General features: G+C 59.6%; 18 protein-coding genes and 3 tRNA genes. 2 read left to right on the forward strand and 19 right to left on the reverse strand.

Annotated elements, in window-relative coordinates:
* Positions 1-267: 267 nt before the first annotated feature.
* The 3 genes from ampE to AC30D9_RS13000 form a co-directional block, all read right to left on the reverse strand.
* The gene (ampE, locus tag AC30D9_RS12990) at positions 268-1,104 is read right to left on the reverse strand and encodes a regulatory signaling modulator protein AmpE (RefSeq protein ID WP_490144150.1); all 837 of its coding nucleotides are present in this window, start codon (positions 1,102-1,104) and stop codon (positions 268-270) included.
* Positions 1,101-1,661 (reverse strand): 1,6-anhydro-N-acetylmuramyl-L-alanine amidase AmpD, encoded by a 561-nt coding sequence (ampD, locus tag AC30D9_RS12995; protein ID WP_307575665.1) that lies wholly within the window; start codon positions 1,659-1,661, stop codon positions 1,101-1,103. Before ampD ends, ampE begins: the two co-directional genes overlap by 4 nt.
* A gap of 64 nt (positions 1,662-1,725) precedes the next feature.
* Positions 1,726-3,939, reverse strand: a complete 2,214-nt coding sequence (locus AC30D9_RS13000; RefSeq protein WP_490144151.1) for a DUF1631 domain-containing protein — start codon at positions 3,937-3,939, stop codon at positions 1,726-1,728.
* A 226-nt stretch (positions 3,940-4,165) separates the two neighbouring features.
* Here AC30D9_RS13000 and nadC point away from each other — a divergent pair, with 226 nt between their 5' ends.
* A complete protein-coding gene (gene nadC, locus AC30D9_RS13005) occupies positions 4,166-5,014 on the forward strand; it encodes a carboxylating nicotinate-nucleotide diphosphorylase (RefSeq protein ID WP_134922805.1) in 849 nt (282 codons plus the stop codon).
* Positions 5,015-5,052: 38 nt separating this feature from the next.
* Here the strand turns inward: nadC and AC30D9_RS13010 are convergent, their stop codons facing one another.
* Positions 5,053-5,358, reverse strand: coding sequence for a DUF6388 family protein (locus AC30D9_RS13010; RefSeq protein WP_109753495.1), 306 nt, complete (start codon positions 5,356-5,358; stop codon positions 5,053-5,055).
* 304 nt (positions 5,359-5,662) lie between these two features.
* Between AC30D9_RS13010 and AC30D9_RS13015 the strand changes: the two genes are divergently transcribed.
* Positions 5,663-6,211, forward strand: coding sequence for a WXG100 family type VII secretion target (locus tag AC30D9_RS13015; RefSeq protein WP_490144152.1), 549 nt, complete (start codon positions 5,663-5,665; stop codon positions 6,209-6,211).
* Between the two features lie 11 nt (positions 6,212-6,222).
* Here the strand turns inward: AC30D9_RS13015 and AC30D9_RS13020 are convergent.
* From AC30D9_RS13020 to ftsH, 15 genes are all read right to left on the reverse strand, one after another.
* Positions 6,223-6,298, reverse strand: a tRNA-Thr gene (locus AC30D9_RS13020).
* 125 nt (positions 6,299-6,423) lie between these two features.
* Entirely contained in the window at positions 6,424-8,529 is a 2,106-nt protein-coding gene (pnp, locus tag AC30D9_RS13025; protein ID WP_058543783.1) for a polyribonucleotide nucleotidyltransferase, read from the reverse strand.
* Positions 8,530-8,704: 175 nt separating this feature from the next.
* Positions 8,705-8,974: a 30S ribosomal protein S15 gene (gene rpsO / locus AC30D9_RS13030; RefSeq protein ID WP_039592311.1), complete on the reverse strand. Its 270-nt coding sequence runs from the start codon at positions 8,972-8,974 to the stop codon at positions 8,705-8,707.
* 142 nt (positions 8,975-9,116) lie between these two features.
* A complete protein-coding gene (gene truB, locus AC30D9_RS13035; RefSeq protein ID WP_109753489.1) occupies positions 9,117-10,034 on the reverse strand; it encodes a tRNA pseudouridine(55) synthase TruB in 918 nt (305 codons plus the stop codon).
* Between the two features lie 3 nt (positions 10,035-10,037).
* Entirely contained in the window at positions 10,038-10,439 is a 402-nt protein-coding gene (gene rbfA / locus AC30D9_RS13040; protein ID WP_003177871.1) for a 30S ribosome-binding factor RbfA, read from the reverse strand.
* Positions 10,440-10,598: 159 nt separating this feature from the next.
* Positions 10,599-13,118, reverse strand: a complete 2,520-nt coding sequence (infB, locus tag AC30D9_RS13045) for a translation initiation factor IF-2 (RefSeq protein WP_134922803.1) — start codon at positions 13,116-13,118, stop codon at positions 10,599-10,601.
* A 27-nt stretch (positions 13,119-13,145) separates the two neighbouring features.
* A complete protein-coding gene (gene nusA, locus AC30D9_RS13050) occupies positions 13,146-14,627 on the reverse strand; it encodes a transcription termination factor NusA (RefSeq protein WP_003177868.1) in 1,482 nt (493 codons plus the stop codon).
* A gap of 59 nt (positions 14,628-14,686) precedes the next feature.
* The gene (gene rimP, locus AC30D9_RS13055; RefSeq protein ID WP_053118762.1) at positions 14,687-15,145 is read right to left on the reverse strand and encodes a ribosome maturation factor RimP; all 459 of its coding nucleotides are present in this window, start codon (positions 15,143-15,145) and stop codon (positions 14,687-14,689) included.
* A 140-nt stretch (positions 15,146-15,285) separates the two neighbouring features.
* Positions 15,286-15,362: transfer RNA gene (locus AC30D9_RS13060), tRNA-Met, on the reverse strand.
* A gap of 97 nt (positions 15,363-15,459) precedes the next feature.
* Positions 15,460-15,545, reverse strand: a tRNA-Leu gene (locus AC30D9_RS13065).
* A 21-nt stretch (positions 15,546-15,566) separates the two neighbouring features.
* Positions 15,567-15,950 carry a preprotein translocase subunit SecG gene (gene secG, locus AC30D9_RS13070; RefSeq protein ID WP_003197714.1) on the reverse strand — a complete coding sequence of 128 codons (384 nt, stop codon included), beginning with the start codon at positions 15,948-15,950 and terminating at the stop codon, positions 15,567-15,569.
* A 4-nt stretch (positions 15,951-15,954) separates the two neighbouring features.
* Positions 15,955-16,710, reverse strand: a complete 756-nt coding sequence (gene tpiA, locus AC30D9_RS13075) for a triose-phosphate isomerase (RefSeq protein ID WP_134922802.1) — start codon at positions 16,708-16,710, stop codon at positions 15,955-15,957.
* 66 nt (positions 16,711-16,776) lie between these two features.
* Complete coding sequence (gene glmM / locus AC30D9_RS13080) at positions 16,777-18,114, reverse strand: phosphoglucosamine mutase (RefSeq protein ID WP_134922801.1); 1,338 nt, start codon at positions 18,112-18,114, stop codon at positions 16,777-16,779.
* Positions 18,115-18,130: 16 nt separating this feature from the next.
* Positions 18,131-18,982 (reverse strand): dihydropteroate synthase, encoded by an 852-nt coding sequence (folP, locus tag AC30D9_RS13085; protein WP_490144153.1) that lies wholly within the window; start codon positions 18,980-18,982, stop codon positions 18,131-18,133.
* 8 nt (positions 18,983-18,990) lie between these two features.
* Complete coding sequence (gene ftsH, locus AC30D9_RS13090; protein WP_092202121.1) at positions 18,991-20,904, reverse strand: ATP-dependent zinc metalloprotease FtsH; 1,914 nt, start codon at positions 20,902-20,904, stop codon at positions 18,991-18,993.
* Between the last annotated feature and the right edge of the window lie 36 nt (positions 20,905-20,940).

The raw sequence follows: 20,940 nt of genomic DNA on the forward strand, positions 1-20,940 counted from the left end.
TGTTCTTATTGTTATGAGCTCGCGCACGGAGACAGCAGAAAGCCACTATTCGGGCGCTGTCTCTGTATAGCCTAAATCGGCGGGGAGATTTGTAACTTAAGGTTAACGAGGTACATCGCCCGTTCCCTGTGGCGAGGGGATTTATCTGTGGGAGCAAGGCTTGCCCGCGATGCAGGCGCCGTGATTTCTGAAAGACCGCATCGCTCGTATCGCGGGCAAGCCTTGCTCCCACAGAATCCCTCGCCACAAGGAAGTGTGTTGGTGTTCTCAGGCCAACACCGTCCATAACGCAAACCCGGCATACCAGAGCACCGCCGCACGCAGCAGCAATTCCCAGAGGCGGTCCAGGCTGTTGATGCCATCCGGCCCGGCGACAGGCGCCGGAATCTCGCCGGCCACCAAGCCAACCTTGTCGATGAGGTCGGCGGCACTGATGTTCCAGTTCAGCAGCTCATGCAGCATGATCCGGCTGACCGCGACGAAATTGCCCACCAGGGCGAAGCTCGCCGCCAGCAGCCGCACTGGCACCCAGTCGAAGGCATGGCGCATCTGCGCGGCCCGCTCGGCCACGCCGGGGTTCTGGCTGTGCTCGGCAGCCAGGGCCAGCAGTCGATAACTCAGGGCCGCGACCGGCCCCAGCAGGAAGTACCAGAAAATCATCGCGAAAAAGCTCTGGTAGGCCTGCCACAGCAAATGTCCCTGGACCCGCTCCAACAACCGCTCGCCATCATCGGCTTCAATGTCCAGGTCGCGCTTGGCCACATGAACCGCCGCTTGCAGATCTTCCCGGCGCCACGCGTCGCGAAACGGTCCCAGGTCCGCCAGCAGATCACCGCGCCCCAAACTGTAAATCACCACCAGCAAATGCACCGGCAGCGCCAACAGGCCATAGGCCACCGGCTCCAGTACCCACAGCAGCAACGCCAGCAGCGCCACGGGCAGCAGGACCATCACCACCAGCACCAGCCAGGGCCGGTCGACCCAACGTGGGCTCGCCTCGAGCTTGTTCAGCTCGCGCAGCCAACCGCCGTCGCGCTGGACCCGCTGGCGCAAGGCCGAGAACTTCTCGATCCAGACGGCCAGCAGCAACACCAGAAAACTCATTGTCCTTCCCCTTCTGTCAGGGCCGCGCGATAGCGCACCCAGTCGAATGCCGGCCCCGGATCGGTCTTGCGTCCCGGCGCGATGTCGCTGTGCCCGCAGATACGCTGCACAGTGATCGCCTTGAACGCCGCTTGCAACTGCCGGGTCAGGTCCACCAATGCGGCATATTGCGCGTCGGTGAACGGCAGATCATCCGTGCCCTCAAGCTCGATGCCCAGGGAAAAATCGTTACAGGTCTCACGTCCCTCGAAACACGAGACGCCCGCATGCCACGCACGATCCAGACAAGAGACAAACTGGGTCACGGTGCCGTCGCGCTCGATCAGAAAATGCGCAGAGACGCGCAGGTCGGCGATACCGGCAAAGTAGGGATGTTCCGTGACATCCAGACGATTCTGGAAGAATTCCTGCACTTTGCCCGTGGCGAACTGTGCCGGTGGCAGGCTGATGTTGTGGATCACCAGCAGGGAGATTTCGCCTTCGGGGCGCGCATTGAAGTTGGGCGATGGGCAATGACGCACCCCCTCGCACCAACCGCTCGCGGAGTCCAACTGCATACAGGTTCCTTCGATGACGACGGTGAATGCCGCCAGTATGCCGTGATCGGACCGGGCTGCGCGATCACTTGCCGCGATTGAGCTGGCGCAGATTGCCCAGCACCGACTCCAGCGCCCGGTCGAACAACAGGGTGTCGTCCAACAGCCGCGCCGCTCCCCGGCGAAACTCCAGGGCCAGGCTGGTGCGGCTGTGCTCCAGCACCTTGAGGCCGGTGCGATTGACGAAGACGTATTTGCCCGTGGCCTCGATGATCGCCGCCAGCTTGCAACGCAGCGCGTTGTCATCGTCCTCCTGGAACTCGACCCAGCTCCCCAGGTGCAACTGGTCGACCTGCAGCAGGCCGACGTCATCGGCGGGCAAATGCACCGTCACACTTTCTCCTGCCGATTTTTGCGGGGTGCGCAGGACGATTTTTTCCGATATTTCGACCATGACCGGTGAACTGAACGACTGGGGCTGTTCCGTTGCCTGGCCCATGCGTTCGAGCGCCTGCACATGCAGGACTTCCAGCTCACTGAAAAATTCGCTGGTGGCGAACGGGTCGAACGCCGAGCGGCTCAGTCCTTCACGCAGGGCCTTGAGCAGTTCCGGCACCATCGCCAGCAAATGCAGGCCGGCGTCGGGTTCGTCGTGGGGCTGAACGCTCCAGATCAATTGTTCCAGGGTCAAGACGTCGGCCTGCCACTCGGCGGAATACTTGCCATGCTTGAAGCAGGTCAGCAGCAACACTTGGCTCCAGGCGTGTTGCACGAACTCCACCACGGCTTGTGGCAAGACCTTGCCCATCATCACCTGGTTCAGCGCCCCTTCGACTCGCTGGCGCGCCAGTTCGGCCTTGGCCCGGCCCTCTTCAGCGTCGCGGATACGCTGTTCAAGCAATTCGCTACGACGCCGCTCGTCACTGGTGAAAGCCAGGAAGTCGGCCAACAGCTCGGAGAAAATGGCGGGATCGTCGACGAAATCATTCAGCAAGCGCTGCACCACCTGCTCGATGCGCAGGTACAGACTGTCGCGCTGATGATCGTCGCAATCGCCCCAGCCCATGGCGGCGGCCGCGATTTCATTAAGCAGTCGCCGGGCCGGATGATTGCCGCGGCTGAAGAAGCTCTTGTCCTGCACCGCGACCTTGAGCATCGGGATTTGCAGGCGGCCGATCAGGGCCTTGAAGGAGTCTGGCAGGTTGTGATCGTCAAGGATGAACTCGAACATCATCGAGATCAGGTTGATCACGTCTTCATCGGCGCCTTCGACCACCCGGGACTTGCCACTCCTGACGCTGACCCGGGTCAACAGCTGCTCGAGCTGGCTACGCAAATCGAACTCGTCGTGAACGGTAGGCGCCGGTACGTATTGCTGCAAATGAGAGAGTAGCCGCAGCAGGTCACGCGTGGAAATCGGCTGGGGCGGCACGCTGGGCTCCAGGGTCGGTGCCACGCTGCCACGCACCTGCATCAGCAGTTTCTGCAAGGCGGCGAACACTTCCTGGACGCTGTCATCGACCTCCGTATCGCTGGGCGTGGCAGCGATCTCGGCGTTGGGCCTTGGCTGATCCTCGGGCCGGTCCGAGGCCCGCCGCGCCGGCGTAACCTTGAGCTCCGGCAAGATGCCAGTGGCGGCCAGCAACTGGTTGGCCTCGGTATAGAGTTGGTCGCACTCGCTGAGCACATAACGTTCGAACAGCTTGAGCAGGATCAGCTTGACCTTGATACCCACCCCCAGGTTACGCCCAGCCTGCAGGAACTTCTCGCACAGCAGTGCCGGGCTCAGGGGATTGTGCTGGCTGGACAACGGTCGGGCCAGCAGCACACCGAGCCGGGCCGTCAGTTGTTCCAGCGCCACGCCATCGCGCCTGAGCACCCGAGTGACCATCGCCTCGACCGCCAGCTGCCGCTCCAGCTCGTCCTGGGAGCGCTGGGTCTGGCTGTCCGGCGCCAGGCTGGGCGTCAAGGTGACGTGGGTCAGGTCGTACTGGGCAAGGCTGACGAAGGTCTCGAAAAACTGCTCGATAAATTCCCGCTCGATACTTTTGCGCTTCAGGCGCAGGTCGCGCATGGCCTCGAAGTACAGGTTCTGCTCGACGTCGTCGCGCGCCCGGTCGGCCATTTCAAACAAGGTGTCGTCGGCATTATCGAACAGCCCCTGTAAACCCAGGCGCAGCTGCTGGGCAGCCTTGTCGCGAACCTGCAGCAGAATCACAGGCAGGCGGGCGAGCGGCGAACGATTCGCCTGATCGGTAGCCACCTTGTGTAAAGGCACTACATTCCCGTCGTTGTGCATCCTGGCCTCCTGAAACGGCTTTCTTCGGCTCGCAACGTCAAAGTCATGACGTCAATCGAAAGGCGGATTATCGGGTAAAAGAACCCCGTCGTACCAGTAGACTCTGTGATACAGCTCGAAATACGGCGCAATTAGTGACCGGAGAAAAGAGGAAATGTTGCGAGGACGCGACCAAATGCAGGTTTCGACACCCTATAATCAGGCCACTTTGTTTGTGGAGCCCGTTATGCCGAATCTACGCCTCGCCGATCTGACCGCCGAAATCGAAGCCAACGTGCGCCGTGCGTTGCTCGAAGACATCGGCAGCGGCGACATCACCGCGCAACTGATCCCCGCCGAACGCCTGGCCAAGGCCACCATCATCACCCGCGACGCGGCGATCATCAGCGGCACGGCCTGGGTCGATGCCGTATTCCGGCAACTGGACCCACGTGTCGCGGTGCATTGGCAAGTGCACGACGGTGACCGGGTCAAACCCGATCAGGCACTGTTCCACCTCGAAGGCCCGGCCCGCTCGCTGTTGACTGGCGAACGCAGCGCACTGAATTTTTTGCAAATGCTCTCGGGGGTCGCCACTCGGGCCCGTTACCTGGCCGATTTCGTCGCCGGCACTCAGGTCAAGCTGCTGGACACCCGCAAGACCCTGCCCGGGTTGCGCCTGGCCCAGAAGTACGCAGTCACTTGCGGCGGCTGCCATAACCACCGCATCGGCCTGTACGATGCATTCCTGATCAAGGAAAACCACATTGCCGCCTGCGGCGGGATCGCCCAGGCCATCGCTGCCGCCCACAAGATCGCGCCTGGCAAGCCGGTGGAAATCGAAGTGGAAAGCCTGGCGGAATTGAAAGAAGCGCTGGCGGCCAACGCCGACATCATCATGCTCGACGAACTGAGCCTGGACGACATGCGGGAAGCCGTACGCCTGAACGGCGGCAAGGCGAAGCTGGAAGCCAGCGGCGGGATCAACGAAAGCACGTTGCGCCCGATTGCCGAGACCGGGGTGGACTACATCTCGATCGGGGCGATGACCAAGGATGTGAAGGCGGTGGATCTGTCGATGCGCTTGAGCCTCTGACAACGAAAAACGCCAGCCTCGAAAGGCTGGCGTTTTTTTCAGACCACCAGATTATTCATCTCGCAGTACTCATCCCATTCCACACCCAGCACCTCGGCCGCTTCCTTGTGCAATGCAAGGCGCTGCGCCTCGAACTCTTCAGGTGTACAGGTGTACTTGAGCGTCAACTCCCAAGGCTGCAGGCCCTGGGCTTCGGCCTCATCCTCGAACGCCCACTGGATCTGGTCTTTTTGATCGTCGGCAGGCAAGTCCTTGATCTCTTCCAGCAGTTGGGGCGCATCCAGCACGTACTTCTTCAGCGCTTCTTCGTGCCTGGCTTCCTGGGTCAATGCTTTAACGGTCATGGCGTTCTCGTTGATCTGGGGAATGGAAGATGGATCTGGATCATCAAGGATCTCTCTGACGCAAAAAACCGTGTGAAGCCCGGTTTATCTGGCCTTCAGAACCATTCGGGGATCATCTGAAAACTGCTGGGCGATGCACATGCAGGCAACGAATATAGGACGTTTTGCCGGGGATTTACACGGTTCTTTACATCTATCCCACAAAAAACCATGCGCATGAGAAACCAGGGGGGCTTGGGAACATCTGTCAAAATAACCAGTCATAGCGATGTGCTATATCGGCACTTCACAAGGAACCCTAGTGATGCACAGCTTTTCGAAACGTTCGTCGACCCGGCTTGCTACCGCGACCTTGCTGCTCGCCAGCCTGACCTTGGCCGGCCTTGCTCAAGCGGCTGTCGAAGTCTCCTCCGATGGGCTGTCCTACGCCGACGTCATTCCTGCCCTTCGTTATGACCAATTTGGTAAGTACGTACTCGTCAAGACCAACGTCAACGCCAGCGCCCTGGAAGACCTGCCAAAAACCGTGAAGAACAACGCTGACGAACTGGAAAACCAGAAGCGCACCCTCAGCGAGCAGGCCCGCCAGATCGAAGAACTCAAGCGCAACAGTGGGTCCAGTTCCACCTCCAGCAACAAGGAGATTGACGAGCTCAAGCGCACGATCAAGGAACAGCAAGACGATCTGAAGGACCTTGGCAAGCAAGTGGAAGAACTCAAGCGCAATAGCGGCTCCAGTTCGAGTTCGAGCAACAGCGAGATCTCGTCCCTGAAACGGGAGCTCAGCGATCAGGACAGTCAGATGGACCAGCTCAAACGCACGGTCGAGGAACTGAGCAGGAAGGTGAAATAACGAGGGGGGGGTGGTGCCCGAGACAGGAATCGAACCTGCGACCTTCGCGTTACGAGTGCGCTGCTCTACCGGCTGAGCTACACGGGCGGTGGCTAAAACTAGCACCGTCCCCGGTGGCCAGGCAACCTGCCTGGCAGGGATTTTCACCACACAGCAAAACGCCCCGAACCAGTCGGGGCGTTTGCTTGTTCAGCGGTCAGGCGACGGGGTGATTAAACGCCCGATGCCTTGGCTGCTGCCACGTCTTTGATGGACAGCTTGATACGGCCGCGGTTGTCCACGTCCAGCACCAGCACTTCCACTTCCTGGCCTTCTTTCAAGATGTCGGTCACTTTCTCGACGCGAGCATCGCTCAGCATGGAGATGTGAACCAGACCGTCCTTGCCCGGCAGGATGTTGACGAAGGCGCCGAAGTCGACGATGCGCTCAACCTTGCCGACGTAGATCTTGCCGATCTCGGCTTCTGCGGTGATGCCCAGGACGCGCTGGCGTGCTGCTTCTGCCGCTTCCTTGGTTTCGCCGAAGATCTTGATCGAACCGTCGTCTTCGATGTCGATCGAAGCCTTGGTTTCTTCGCAGATCGCACGGATGGTCGCGCCGCCTTTACCGATGACATCACGGATTTTGTCGGTGTCGATTTTCATCGCGATCATGGTCGGAGCGTTTTCCGACAGCTCGGTACGGGACTGACCGATGATCTGGTTCATCTGGCCGAGGATGTTCAGGCGCGCTTCCAGGGCCTGGCCCAGGGCGATTTCCATGATCTCTTCGGTGATGCCCTTGATCTTGATGTCCATCTGCAGTGCGGTGACGCCCTTGGCGGTACCGGCCACTTTGAAGTCCATGTCGCCCAGGTGGTCTTCGTCACCCAGGATGTCGGTCAGGACGGCGAATTTCTCGCCTTCCTTCACCAGGCCCATGGCGATACCCGCAACCGGCGCCTTCATCGGCACACCGGCGTCCATCAGGGCCAGGGAAGCGCCGCAGACCGAAGCCATCGAGCTCGAACCGTTGGACTCGGTGATTTCCGATACCACGCGAATGGTGTACGGGAACACGTCAGCGGCTGGCAGCATGGCCTGGACCGAACGACGGGCCAGACGGCCGTGGCCGATTTCGCGGCGACCGGCGCCACCCATGCGACCACACTCGCCCACCGAGAACGGAGGGAAGTTGTAGTGCAGCATGAACGGGTCTTTCTTTTCGCCTTCCAGGGTGTCGAGCAGTTGCGCGTCACGGGCGGTACCCAGTGTGGCAACGACCAGGGCCTGGGTTTCGCCACGGGTGAACAGAGCCGAACCGTGGGTCTTCGGCAGGACGCCGACTTCGATATTCAGCGGACGAACGGTGCGGGTGTCGCGACCGTCGATACGCGGCTTGCCGTTGACGATGTTTTCGCGAACGGTACGGTATTCGATTTCACCGAAAGCGGCTTTGACGTCGCTGGCCGATGGCTGGCCTTCTTCGCCGGACAGCTTGGCAACGACCTGGTCTTTCAGCTCGCCCAGGCGCGCATAACGGTCGGCCTTGACGGTGATGGTGTAGGCCTGGGAGATCGCTTCGCCGAACTCGGCACGGATCGCGCCCAGCAGTTCGGTGGCTTCGGCTTGTGGAGCCCAGGCCCAGGTTGGCTTGGCGGCTTCGGCGGCCAGTTCCTTGACGGCGTTGATCACCACCTGGAACTCGTCGTGGGCGAACAGCACGGCGCCCAGCATCTGGTCTTCGGTCAGTTCCTTGGCTTCGGATTCAACCATCAGCACGGCTTCGGAAGTACCGGCCACGACCATGTCCAGGCTCGATGCCTTCAGTTGCTCGTAGGTCGGGTTCAGCAGGTAGCCGGTGCTTTCGTGGAATGCCACGCGGGCAGCGCCGATCGGGCCATCGAAAGGAATGCCGGAGATGGCCAGGGCAGCCGAGGTACCGATCATCGCAGCGATGTCCGGATCGGTTTTCTTGCTGGTGGAAACGACGGTGCAGACAACCTGCACTTCGTTCATGAAACCTTCTGGGAACAGCGGACGGATCGGACGGTCGATCAGTCGGGAAGTCAGGGTTTCTTTCTCGGAAGGACGGCCTTCGCGCTTGAAGAAACCGCCAGGGATCTTACCGGCAGCGTAAGTCTTTTCCTGGTAGTGAACAGACAGAGGGAAGAAGCCCTTGCCTGGATCGGCTTGCTTGGCACCGACAACGGTCACCAATACGCTGACGTCGTCGTCAACGGTGACCAGCACTGCGCCGGAGGCCTGACGGGCGATACGGCCAGTCTCGAGGGTAACGGTCGACTGACCGAATTGGAATTTTTTGATTACCGGGTTCACGGTGTCCTACCTTCTTTGTGGCTCTTGGGGAACTTGTCTTCTTGCGAAATTCTTGGGCAGTGCGGGGAATCGGCCCAACGACTGTCCAGATAAAACTTGAGGCTGGGAGCCTGCCGGCTGCCAGCGCAAAACGCGGGCAACTGGCAGACAACCAACCTCATAGCGCAATCGCTGATTAGCGACGCAGGCCCAGGCGACCGATCAAGGTGCTGTAACGATTAACGTCTTTGCCCTTGAGGTAATCCAGCAGCTTACGACGCTGGTTTACCATGCGGATCAGACCACGACGGGAGTGGTGATCTTTACCGTTGGCCTTGAAGTGACCTTGCAGTTTGTTGATGTTGGCGGTCAGCAGTGCAACTTGCACTTCTGGCGAACCAGTATCACCAACAGCTTGCTGGTAGTCGGTCACGATCTGAGCTTTTTCTTCAACGCTGAGTGCCATGTGGCTTTCCTCTTGTGAGGTACCGTTTCCAGGGAAACCGTACCAACAGGCCAGGGACAAATCCCTGTATCTATAAATGAGTAGTGACCGTGCCTGTTAACAGCCACACTCGCCAACCTGCTGTTACGCAGGCTGGTTCCGGTCATTCCGACCGAATCAGTCGACGCGGCGCAATGCGCCCGTCTTCGCTCACTTCACCGATACCGATGAAGCGACCATTGTGATCCTGTACCCGAACCATGCCGAACTTCGGCGCATCCGGGGCACGTACCGGCTGGCCGTTGAGCCAGTAGAACGCGCTGTGTTCCGAGAATTGCAGTAGCGGCCAATCCAGCAACCCGCTGTCCGAAGGCATCAGGAAACGGTCGACCGCTTCGTTACCACCTTCGGCATGCACCGCTTCGAGCTCTTCGAGCGTGACCGTCTGGGCCAGCGTGAAAGGCCCGGCCTGGGTCCGTCGCAATTCTGCCACGTACGCGCCACAGCCGAGCCGTTCACCAATATCCTCCACCAGGGTGCGGATATAGGTGCCCTTGCTGCAATCCACGGCCAGCCGCGCAGTATTACCGTCAAAGGCCAGCAATTCCAAGCGCGCAATAGTAACAGAACGCGGTTCGCGCTCCACTACTTCGCCGGCACGGGCCAGTTTATACAACGGTTGCCCATCACGCTTGAGGGCCGAGTACATCGGCGGTATCTGGCTGATTTGCCCACGAAAAGCCGGCAATACAGCCTCGATATCGGCCTGACCAACGGTCACCGGGCGCTCGAGCAAAACCTCACCCTCGGCATCCGCCGTGGTTGTGGTCTTGCCCAGTTGCGCCAGGGTCTCATAGCCCTTGTCGGAATCGAGCAGGTACTGGGAGAACTTGGTCGCCTCGCCAAAGCACAGCGGCAGCACGCCGGTGGCTAGCGGATCGAGGCTACCGGTATGCCCGGCCTTTTCGGCATTGAGCAGCCAGCGAACCTTCTGCAACGCCGCGTTGGAGGTGAACCCCAGCGGCTTGTCGAGCAGGATGATACCGCTGACGTTACGACGGATGCGTTTGACCTGAGCCACCGATTACTCCTTGGTGTCTTCGGGTTCAGCCGCAACCGGGTGCTGACTGTCTTCAGCCACGGCGCGCTCGATCAGGGCCGACAGATGCGCACCGCGCACGACGCTTTCGTCGTAGTGGAAGTGCAACTGTGGGACGCTGCGCAGCTTCATCTCCCGGGCCAACTGCATACGCAGGAAGCCAGCGGCCGAGTTGAGCACCTTGATGCTCTGGGCGATTTCTTCGGCGCTGTCCTGGCCCATCACGGTGATGAAAATCTTCGCGTGACCAACGTCACGGCTGACTTCCACAGCGGTAATGGTGACCAGGCCGACGCGCGGGTCTTTGACTTCGCGACGGATCAGTTGGGCCAGCTCACGCTGCATCTGATCGCCAATTCGTTGGGTACGGCTGTATTCTTTTGCCATGTCTTGTTACCTGTTACTGCCTCACGGTCAAACCCGGGAGGTCTGAAAGCGGCAAACGCCCGGCCTGGCAAAAGCCAGACCGGGCGTTGCGTTTAGAGTCCGGCAGCGAGGCGGCGCATATTCATGCGGCTGCCCGGTGCGGCTCTTGAAGTGCGCGAGTCAGAGGCTGCGAGCAACCTGGACCTTCTCGAAGACTTCGATCTTGTCGCCGACCTTGACGTCGTTGTAGCTCTTGACGCCAATACCGCATTCCATGCCGGCACGTACTTCGGAAGCGTCATCCTTGAAGCGGCGCAGGGATTCCAGCTCGCCTTCGAAGATCACGATGTCTTCACGCAGTACACGGATCGGACGGTTACGGTGAACGACACCCTCGATCACCATGCAACCGGCGATGGCGCCAAACTTCGGCGAACGGAACACGTCGCGAACTTCGGCCACGCCCAGGATGTTCTCCCGCACGTCGCTGCCCAGCATACCGGTCAGGGCTTTCTTGACGTCTTCGATGATGTCGTAGATCACGTTGTAGTAACGCATATCCAGGCCTTCCTGCTCGACGATCTTGCGAGCGCCGGCATCGGCACGCACGTTGAAGCCGAACAGTACAGCATTGGAAGCCAGTGCCAGGTTAGCGTCGGACTCGGTGATACCACCGACACCGCCACCGACCACGCGCACTTGCACTTCGTCGTTACCCAGGCCATTCAAGGCGCCGTTCAACGCTTCGAGCGAACCACGGACGTCGGATTTGAGGACGATGTTGAGCGTCTTCTTCTCTTCCTGGCCCATGTTCTCGAAGATGTTTTCCAGCTTGCCGGCGTGAGCACGAGCCAGTTTGACTTCGCGGAACTTGCCTTGACGGAACAGAGCCACTTCACGGGCTTTCTTCTCGTCAGCCACAACGCTCATCTCGTCGCCAGCGTCCGGGGTGCCGTCCAGGCCGAGGATCTCGACCGGAATGGCCGGACCGGCTTCCTTGATGGACTTGCCGTTCTCGTCGAGCATGGCACGTACACGGCCGTAGTTCGAACCGACCAGCACCATGTCGCCTTGGCGCAGGGTACCGTCTTGAACCAGAACGGTCGCAACCGGGCCACGGCCCTTGTCGAGACGGGACTCAACCACCACACCACGGCCAGGAGCCGAAGGCGTCGCGGTCAGTTCCAGGACCTCGGCTTGCAACAGAACGGCTTCGAGCAGTTCGTCAACGCCGGTACCCATCTTCGCCGAGACCGGAACGAATGGAGTGTCGCCACCCCAGTCCTCGGAAGTCACGCCATGGACCGACAGTTCGCTGCGGATGCGATCGAGATCGGCGCCCGGCTTGTCGATCTTGTTCACCGCGACCACCAGAGGCACGCCAGCTGCCTGGGCATGCTGAACGGCTTCGATGGTTTGCGGCATCACGCCGTCGTCCGCTGCAACCACCAGGATCACGATGTCGGTCGCCTTGGCACCACGGGCACGCATCGCGGTAAACGCGGCGTGACCCGGGGTGTCGAGGAACGTCACCATGCCGCGGTCGGTTTCAACGTGGTAGGCGCCGATGTGCTGGGTAATACCACCAGCCTCACCTGCCGCAACCTTCGCACGACGAATATAGTCGAGCAGGGAGGTTTTACCGTGGTCGACGTGGCCCATGACGGTCACGACCGGTGCACGGGAAACCGCCTCACCTTCAAACTTCAGCGACTCGGCCAGGGAATCTTCCAGGGCGGTGTCGCTGACCAGGGTCACTTTGTGGCCCAGCTCTTCAGCAACCAGTTGGGCAGTTTCCTGGTCCAGTACCTGGTTGATGGTGGCTGGCGTACCCAGCTTGAACATGAACTTGATGATTTCAGCAGCCTTGACCGACATCTGCTGGGCCAGATCGCCCACAGTGATGGTCTCGCCGATCTTCACTTCACGCACGACAGGACCGGTAGGGCTCTGGAAACCGTGGGCGTTGCGTTTCTTCAGCTTGGCCTTGCCGCGACCGCCGCGACGGAAGCCATCGCTTTCTTCATCGGTAGTACGTGGCGCAACACGTGGTGCTGGAGCCTTTTCCTTGACCGAAGCACGATGGGGCGCGTTCTTGCGCTCGCCATCGCCGCTGCCACGACGGTTGTCGTCGGCACGTGGCTTGTCCGGACGACGCTGTTCGTCACGCTTGCGAGTATCGGCTGGAGCCGGAGCTGGCGCCACGACTGGAGCCGCTTCACGCACAGGTTCGACTACCGGGGCAACAGCCTCGACAGCTTCTACCGGAGCGGTTTGCGCAGCAGCAGGCTGGCGGCGCGCTTCTTCTTCGGCGCGGCGCTTGGCTTCTTCTTCAGCCTTCTGACGAGCAGCATTTTCTACTGCGCGACGTTCTTCCTGTTCGCGTTTGCGCTCGGCTTCGATTTCTTCCGGGCTGCGCTGTACGAAGACTTTCTTCTTGCGTACTTCAACGCTGATGCTTTTGCTACCGGCAACACGCAGGGTGCTGGTGGTTTTACGCTGCAGAGTGATCTTGCGCGGTTCTTCCACTTTTGCCTTGTGACTGCTCTTCAAGTGAGTCAGCAGGGACTGCTTCTCACTGTCGGTCACATGTTCCTCGGCGGCGGTGTGCGGCAGACCTGCCTCACGCATCTGCTGCAACAGGCGCTCTACCGGTGTTTTGACCTCATCGGCCAGTTGTTTCACCGTGACTTGCGTCATGCACTTCTCTCCTCAGGCCGCGCCTAATTACTCGAACCAGTGGGCTCGGGCGGCCATGATCAACTTGCCGGCACGATCATCGTCAATGCCGTCGATGTCGAGCAGATCGTCAATAGACTGCTCGGCCAGGTCTTCGCGGGTAATTACGCCGCGCACCGCCAGTTCCATCGCCAAATCCTTGTCCATGCCCTCAAGCGAGAGCAGGTCTTCGGCCGGATGGGCGTCTGCCAGCTTTTCCTCAGTAGCGATGGCTTTGGTCAACAAACGATCCTTGGCCCGAGCGCGAAGCTCGTTGACGATTTCCTCGTCAAAGCCGTCGATGTTGAGCATTTCCTCCACCGGTACGTAGGCAATCTCTTCCAGGCTGGTAAAGCCTTCGTCCACCAGCACCTGCGCCAGTTCTTCATCGACTTCGAGCTCTTCGATGAAGTTGCGCAGGATATCGCCGGTTTCCGCTTGTTGCTTAGCCTGGATGTCCGATTCGGTCATCACGTTCAGGGTCCAGCCAGTCAACTGGCTGGCCAGACGCACGTTCTGACCACCACGACCGATAGCCTGAGCGAGATTGTCTGCGCCAACGGCGATGTCCATGGCATGGGCATCTTCGTCGACGATAATTGCCGCCACTTCAGCAGGCGACATGGCGTTGATCACGAACTGAGCCGGGTTGTCGTCCCACAGGACGATGTCCACGCGCTCGCCGCCCAACTCGCCGGATACGGCCTGGACACGCGAACCACGCATGCCGATGCAAGCACCTTGCGGGTCGATGCGCTTGTCCTTGGAGCGGACCGCGATCTTGGCACGCGATCCCGGATCACGGGAGGCGGCCATGACTTCGATCAGGCCTTCAGCAATTTCCGGCACTTCGATGCGGAACAACTCGATCAGCATTTCCGGCGCTGTACGCGACAGGATCAACTGCGGGCCGCGGTTCTCGGTGCGGATTTCCTTGAGCAGCGCACGCAAGCGCACGCCAACCCGGAAAGTTTCGCGAGAAATGATGTCTTCACGGGCCAGCAACGCTTCGGCGTTGTTGCCCAGGTCGACGATCACGTTGTCGCGAGTGACTTTTTTCACGGTGCCGGAGATGATTTCCCCCAGGCGCTCGCGATAAGCGTCGACGACTTGCGCGCGCTCGGCTTCGCGAACTTTCTGCACAATAACCTGCTTGGCAGTCTGTGCAGCGATGCGACCGAACTCGATGGACTCGATTTTTTCTTCTACTACATCACCGACCTTGGCGCCCGGATGCGTTTCTGCAACCTTGCTCGGCCAGGTTTCGATAGCCGGATCGTCCAGGTCGGCTTCCTCGACCACCGTCCAGCGACGGAAAGTCTCGTAGGCACCCGTGTGGCGATTGATTTCCACACGCAAATCAACTTCGTCTTCAAACCGCTTCTTGGTAGCAGTGGCCAGGGCCAGCTCCAGCGCTTCAAAAATAACGTTAGCCGGTACGCCCTTTTCATTGGATACCGACTCAACAACCAGCAGTACTTCTTTGCTCATCGTACGCCTCGCCTTTCGCAAGCCATTGGATCCGCGGGATCCGCAGTATCTGGCACGTATCAGTCAAAACTGGGAATAATGTTGGCCTTGTCGATCATATCGATCGGCAACAGGAACTCATGGTCATCTACCTGCACCACGACGTCCTGCTCTTCTACACCGCGCAGAAGGCCTTGGAAGTTGCGTCGACCTTCGAAAGGCGAGCGCAACTTGATCTTCACTTGTTCACCGGCAAACAAAGCGAACTGTTCAAGAGTGAACAGGGGGCGCTCCATGCCAGGCGAGGAAACTTCAAGGGTGTATTCGGAGGTGATTGGATCTTCAACATCCAGTACACCGCTGATCTGACGGCTGACGATGGCGCAATCATCCACCAACACACCGCCTTCCTTATCGATATAAACGCGCAACAGTGAGTGGCGCCCTTGAGCCGAAAACTCAATACCCCAGCATTCATAGCCAAGGGCCACGACCACCGGGGCCAACAAGGCCTGCAACTGTTCTAGCTTGCTCGACACCTGAACCCCCTCGTGCATGTTTGTGCATGCTGTGCAAATAAAAAAAAATGGGCGAATCGCCCATCCCTGAAACGCCGTCGAATAGCGGCGTTATAAAGTGTCCAGCTAACAAAAAGCCCCTTGGAAGGGGCCCCTGAAACTGGTTGCGGGAGCCGGATTTGAACCGACGACCTTCGGGTTATGAGCCCGACGAGCTACCAGACTGCTCCATCCCGCGACAAAGCTGGGGCGGAAGTATACGACCGATCCCTTACAGGGTCAATGTAACCCTTCCACCTACAAGAAAGCCCGCAATCGCGGGCTCTCCTGATAATTGGTACCGAGAAGGGGACTCGAACCCCTACACCCTATGGGCACAACCACCTCAAGGTTGCGTGTCTACCAATTCCACCACCTCGGCAATACAGCGTTTGAAACCTTCTTACTTCTGCTCTTGAGCTGGAGGCACGTCAGTCGCCGGGTTGGCCGACTTTTGCTCTTGAAGCACCGGGACATCATCAGAAGCCGGTTGTTGCTTTGGCGCCTCCAGAACTGCTGGGTTTGGCAAACCTACTTGAGTCAGCTCGTGAGCTTTCTCTTTAGCAAAGTAACCTAACCCTAAGCTGGTCATGAAGAAACCGGCGGCAAGTATAGCAGTAAACTTACTAAGAAAGGTAGAGGAACCTTGGCTTCCGAACACAGTATTTGAAGCACCTGCACCGAAAGACGCACCAGCATCCGCACCTTTACCCTGCTGCAGCAATACGAGGGCAACTACACCCAATGCACCCAGCAGATGAAAAACGACTACGACTGTTTCCAGCATTTTTTCAGTTTCCCGCGGCGCGACAAATCGCACCGAACTCATCTGCATTCAGGGACGCTCCACCAATGAGCCCCCCATCGATATCCGGCATGCCGAACAGTTCGACCGCATTGGCCGCCTTCACGCTGCCGCCGTATAGAAGCCGCACACCTCGTGCCACTTCAGAATTCTCTGCCGCCAACTGCGCGCGGATGGCTGCGTGCACATCCTGCGCCTGTTGCGGCGAAGCAGTCAGCCCGGTGCCAATGGCCCAGACCGGCTCGTAAGCGATGACTGCCTTTGCAAAAGCACCGACACCCAGGTCTTCGATGATGCTGCCCAGCTGACGCCCGACAACTTCAAGGGTCTTCCCGGCCTCACGCTGCTCGAGGGTTTCCCCTACACACAGCACTGGAACCAGACCACAGGCCTGAGCCGCAGCAAATTTGCGGATCAGGGTGCTGTCTTGCTCATGCATGATCAGGCGACGTTCAGAGTGCCCGACCAAGACCAGGGAACAACCTGCATCCACCAACTGACTCGGCGCAATCTCACCGGTCAATGCGCCTTGCATGGGCTCCACCGCAGAGTTCTGCGCGCCGACCGAAATCGACTTACCTTTCAAGCCATCAATCACTTGATTGATATACAAGCAAGGCGGGAATACCGCGACATCAACACCGCTTGGCAAGGCCAGATGACGAAGGCCATTGATCAGCTCAGCGACGCTGGCGCGGGTACCGTGCATCTTCCAGTTACCAGCTACCATAGGGCGACGCATGCTGTACCTCGTCGGTCAAAGTGGGCGCAGATGTTACCCAACCGATTCATGACTGGCAAGCCGAATTCAGGCAGAAACTTCAGTAACCAGTTTTGCCAGCTCTTCGGCATAACCGCGAACTTGCGCTTCATCCTCGCCTTCGACCATGACACGCACCAAAGGCTCTGTGCCGGACTTGCGCAACAATACACGCCCACGACCCGCCATCGCCTGCGTCACACGCTCACTGGCCTGCTTGACCTTGGCATCCTCGAGAGGATTCACACCGCCCCCGAAACGCACGTTGATCAACACTTGCGGGCATTTACGCAATGCCTGGCGCGATTGTGCGAGCCCTTCGTTACGCGCCTTGAGCGCCATTAGCACTTGCAGGGCCGCAATGATCGCATCACCCGTGGTGGTATGGTCGAAACATACGATGTGGCCGGAGTTCTCGCCCCCGATCACCCAGTTGCGCTCCAACAACTCCGAGATCACGTAGCGGTCACCCACATTGGCCCGCACGAACGGGATATCCAGGTCCGCCAGGGCCAGCTCCAGCCCGAGGTTGCTCATCAGCGTGCCGACTACGCCGCCCTTCAGCTTGCCGCGCCCATGCAGGTCGCGAGCAATAATGAACAGCAGTTCATCACCATCGACGACCGTACCAGTGTGATCAACCATCAAGACCCGATCACCGTCGCCGTCGAAGGCGATCCCGAGATCGGCCTGCTCGGCCAGCACCGCTGCCTGCAACGCCTCGGTATGGGTGGAGCCACAGTTGTGGTTGATGTTCAGACCATTAGGCTGGGCGGAAAGCACCACCACCTCGGCTCCCAGCTCGCGAAAGACGCTCGGCGCGACTTTATAGGTTGCCCCGTGGGCGCAGTCGACAACGATTTTCAGGCCGGAAAAACTGGTACCCGTGGGCACGCTGCCTTTGCAGAACTCGATGTAGCGACCCGACGCATCGTTGATCCGCGACACTTTGCCGATCTTGCTCGACTCAACCACAGTCATCGGCGTGTCCAGCAACTCTTCGATCATCAGCTCGATATCATCCGGCAGCTTGGTACCCTGACCGGAGAAGAACTTGATGCCGTTGTCGTCATGAGGATTGTGCGAGGCACTGATCACGATGCCTGCCTGGGCCTGGAACGTACGCGTCAGGTAGGCAATGGCCGGCGTCGGCATCGGGCCCAGCAGCATCACATCGGCGCCCGCCGACGTCAGGCCAGCCTCGAGTGCCGATTCGAACATGTAGCCGGAAATTCGCGTGTCCTTGCCGACCAGCACCTTGCAGGCGCCCATCTTGCGGAACGCCATGCCGGCCGCCCAGCCGAGCTTGAGCATGAAATCAGGGGTAATAGGGTACTCGCCGACCCGACCACGAATACCGTCGGTGCCAAAGTATTTCTTGCTCATAAGTGCTCCGTCATTCTTATTCGGCTGAATCCACAGCTGTGATCATCCGCACGACATCCATCGTTTCGGCTACATCGTGCACACGCAATATGCGCGCGCCTTTGGTAAGGGCCAAGGCCGCAAGGGCGAGACCGCCATACAGGCGCTCTCCCACCGGTCGGCCCAAGGCATTGCCTATCATGCTCTTTCGCGAAACCCCAACCAACAGGGGCCGCCCAAGGGCATGTAAGGCTTCCATATGTTTGAACAGGCTCAGGTTGTGAGCCAGTGTCTTGGCAAAACCGAAGCCGGGATCAAGAATGATCCGCTCGGCGGGAATACCCACGGCGACACATTGATCCAGACGCTCTACCAGGAATTCACCCACCTCCCTGGTTACATCATCATAGCGAGGGTCATTCTGCATAGTCCCCGGCTCGCCGAGCATATGCATCAGGCACACCGGCAACCCCGTGGCCGCCGCAGCGTCCAGGGCACCATCGCGCCGCAGGGAGCGAACATCATTGATCAGGCCCGCCCCCAGTCGCGCAGTCTCGCGCATGACCGCCGGCGTGGACGTATCGACCGAGATAATGACATCAAGTTCGCGATGAATACGCTCGACAATCGGCGCCACCCGCTCCAGCTCTTCGGTAGGCGAGACCGCCCGCGCGCCCGGCCGGGTCGACTCACCGCCCACATCGATCAGCGTGGCGCCGGCAGCCACCATGGCCTCGGCATGCCGCAACGCAGCATCGAGCTGGCTGAATCGACCACCATCGGAAAAGGAATCAGGCGTGACATTGAGAATGCCCATGACGTGCGCATGGGCCAAATCAAGAACCCGGTTGCCGCAAGGCAACCGGGTCGAGGACTGAACAGAAGTCATTTCAAGCCTTAGACATCAGCGGCCGGACCGCCAATCGGTGTTTCCGGACGCTCACCCTGTACCGCCGGTGGTGTACCGGAGGTACCGGTACCACCGCCCGACCAGTCACGAGGCTCGCGAGGTTCGCGACCCGCCATGATATCGTCGATTTGCTCGGCATCAATGGTTTCGTACTTCATCAGGGCATCGGCCATGGCATCGAGCTTGTCACGGTTGTCCGTGAGAATCTGCCGGGCAGTGCCATAGCACTGGTCGATGATGCTGCGCACTTCCGAGTCGATCAGCTTGGCTGTCTCACCGGAGAAGCTTGCATGCTGGCCACTGCCACCACGTCCGAGGAACACCTCCCCCTCTTCTTCGGCATACATCAGCGGCCCCAACTTCTCGGACAGGCCCCACTTGGTGACCATATTCCGGGCAATCTGGCTGGCGCGCATGATGTCGTTGGACGCGCCGGTGGTCACACCGTCGAAGCCCAGGGTCATTTCCTCAGCGATACGGCCACCGTACAACGAACAGATCTGGCTGATCAACGCACGCTTGGACAGGCTGTAGCGATCCTCTTCCGGCAGGAACATGGTTACGCCCAGGGCGCGACCGCGCGGGATGATCGAGACCTTGTAGACCGGATCGTGCTCGGGCACGACACGACCGACGATCGCGTGACCCGCCTCGTGATACGCGGTGTTCTGCTTTTCTTTCTCCGACATGACCATGGACTTGCGCTCCGCGCCCATCATGATCTTGTCCTTGGCCAGCTCGAATTCCTTCATTTCCACGACGCGCTTGCCAGTGCGAGCGGCGAACAACGACGCTTCGTTGACCAGGTTCGCCAGGTCGGCACCGGAAAAGCCCGGCGTGCCACGCGCGATGACTGCCGGAGCGACATCATCACCCATTGGCACCTTGCGCATATGGACCTTGAGGATCTGCTCGCGACCGCGAATGTCCGGCAGCCCCACCACGACCTGACGGTCGAAACGCCCCGGACGCAACAGCGCAGGGTCGAGCACGTCAGGACGGTTGGTGGCGGCAATCACGATGATGCCGTCGTTCATTTCGAAACCGTCCATCTCGACCAGCAACTGGTTGAGGGTCTGTTCACGTTCGTCGTGACCGCCACCCATGCCGGCGCCACGATGGCGACCGACGGCGTCGATTTCGTCGATGAAGATGATGCATGGAGCGTGTTTCTTGGCCTGTTCGAACATGTCGCGGACACGACTGGCGCCCACGCCGACGAACATTTCGACGAAGTCGGAACCGGAAATCGTGAAGAACGGAACCTTGGCCTCACCGGCAATCGCCTTGGCCAGCAAGGTTTTACCGGTACCTGGCGGGCCAACCATCAGCACGCCGCGTGGAATACGACCGCCCAGGCGCTGGAACTTGCCCGGATCACGCAGGAACTCAACCAGTTCGCCCACTTCTTCCTTGGCTTCGTCGCAGCCCGCAACGTCGGCCAGGGTGGTTTTCACCTGGTCTTCGGAAAGCAGCCGGGCCTTGCTCTTGCCAAAGCTCATCGGCCCGCCCTTGCCTCCGCCACCACCCTGCATCTGGCGCATGAAGAACATGAACACAGCGATGATCACCAGGATCGGGAAGCTGGCGACCAGGAGCTGGGTCCAGATGCTTTGCTGCTCAGGCTGCTTGCCTTCGACCACGACATGGTTGTCCACCAGGTCGCCGATCAGGCCATTGTCCTGGATTGCCGGACGAATGGTCTTGAAGCTGTCGCCATCGGTGCGCTTGCCGGTAATCACATAGCCATCAACGGCTACGCGCTCGACCTTGCCATCCTTGACCTGCTGGATGAAGTCGGAATAGTTGAGGGTCTGCGGCTCGTTAGGGCTGGAGAAGTTGTTCATCACGGTCACAAGGACAGCGGCGATGATCAACCACAGGATCAGATTCTTTGCCATGTCGTTCAATTAACTACCCTCTGAAGCAAGCTCCGC

The organism is Pseudomonas sp. DF11, assembly GCF_058148565.1.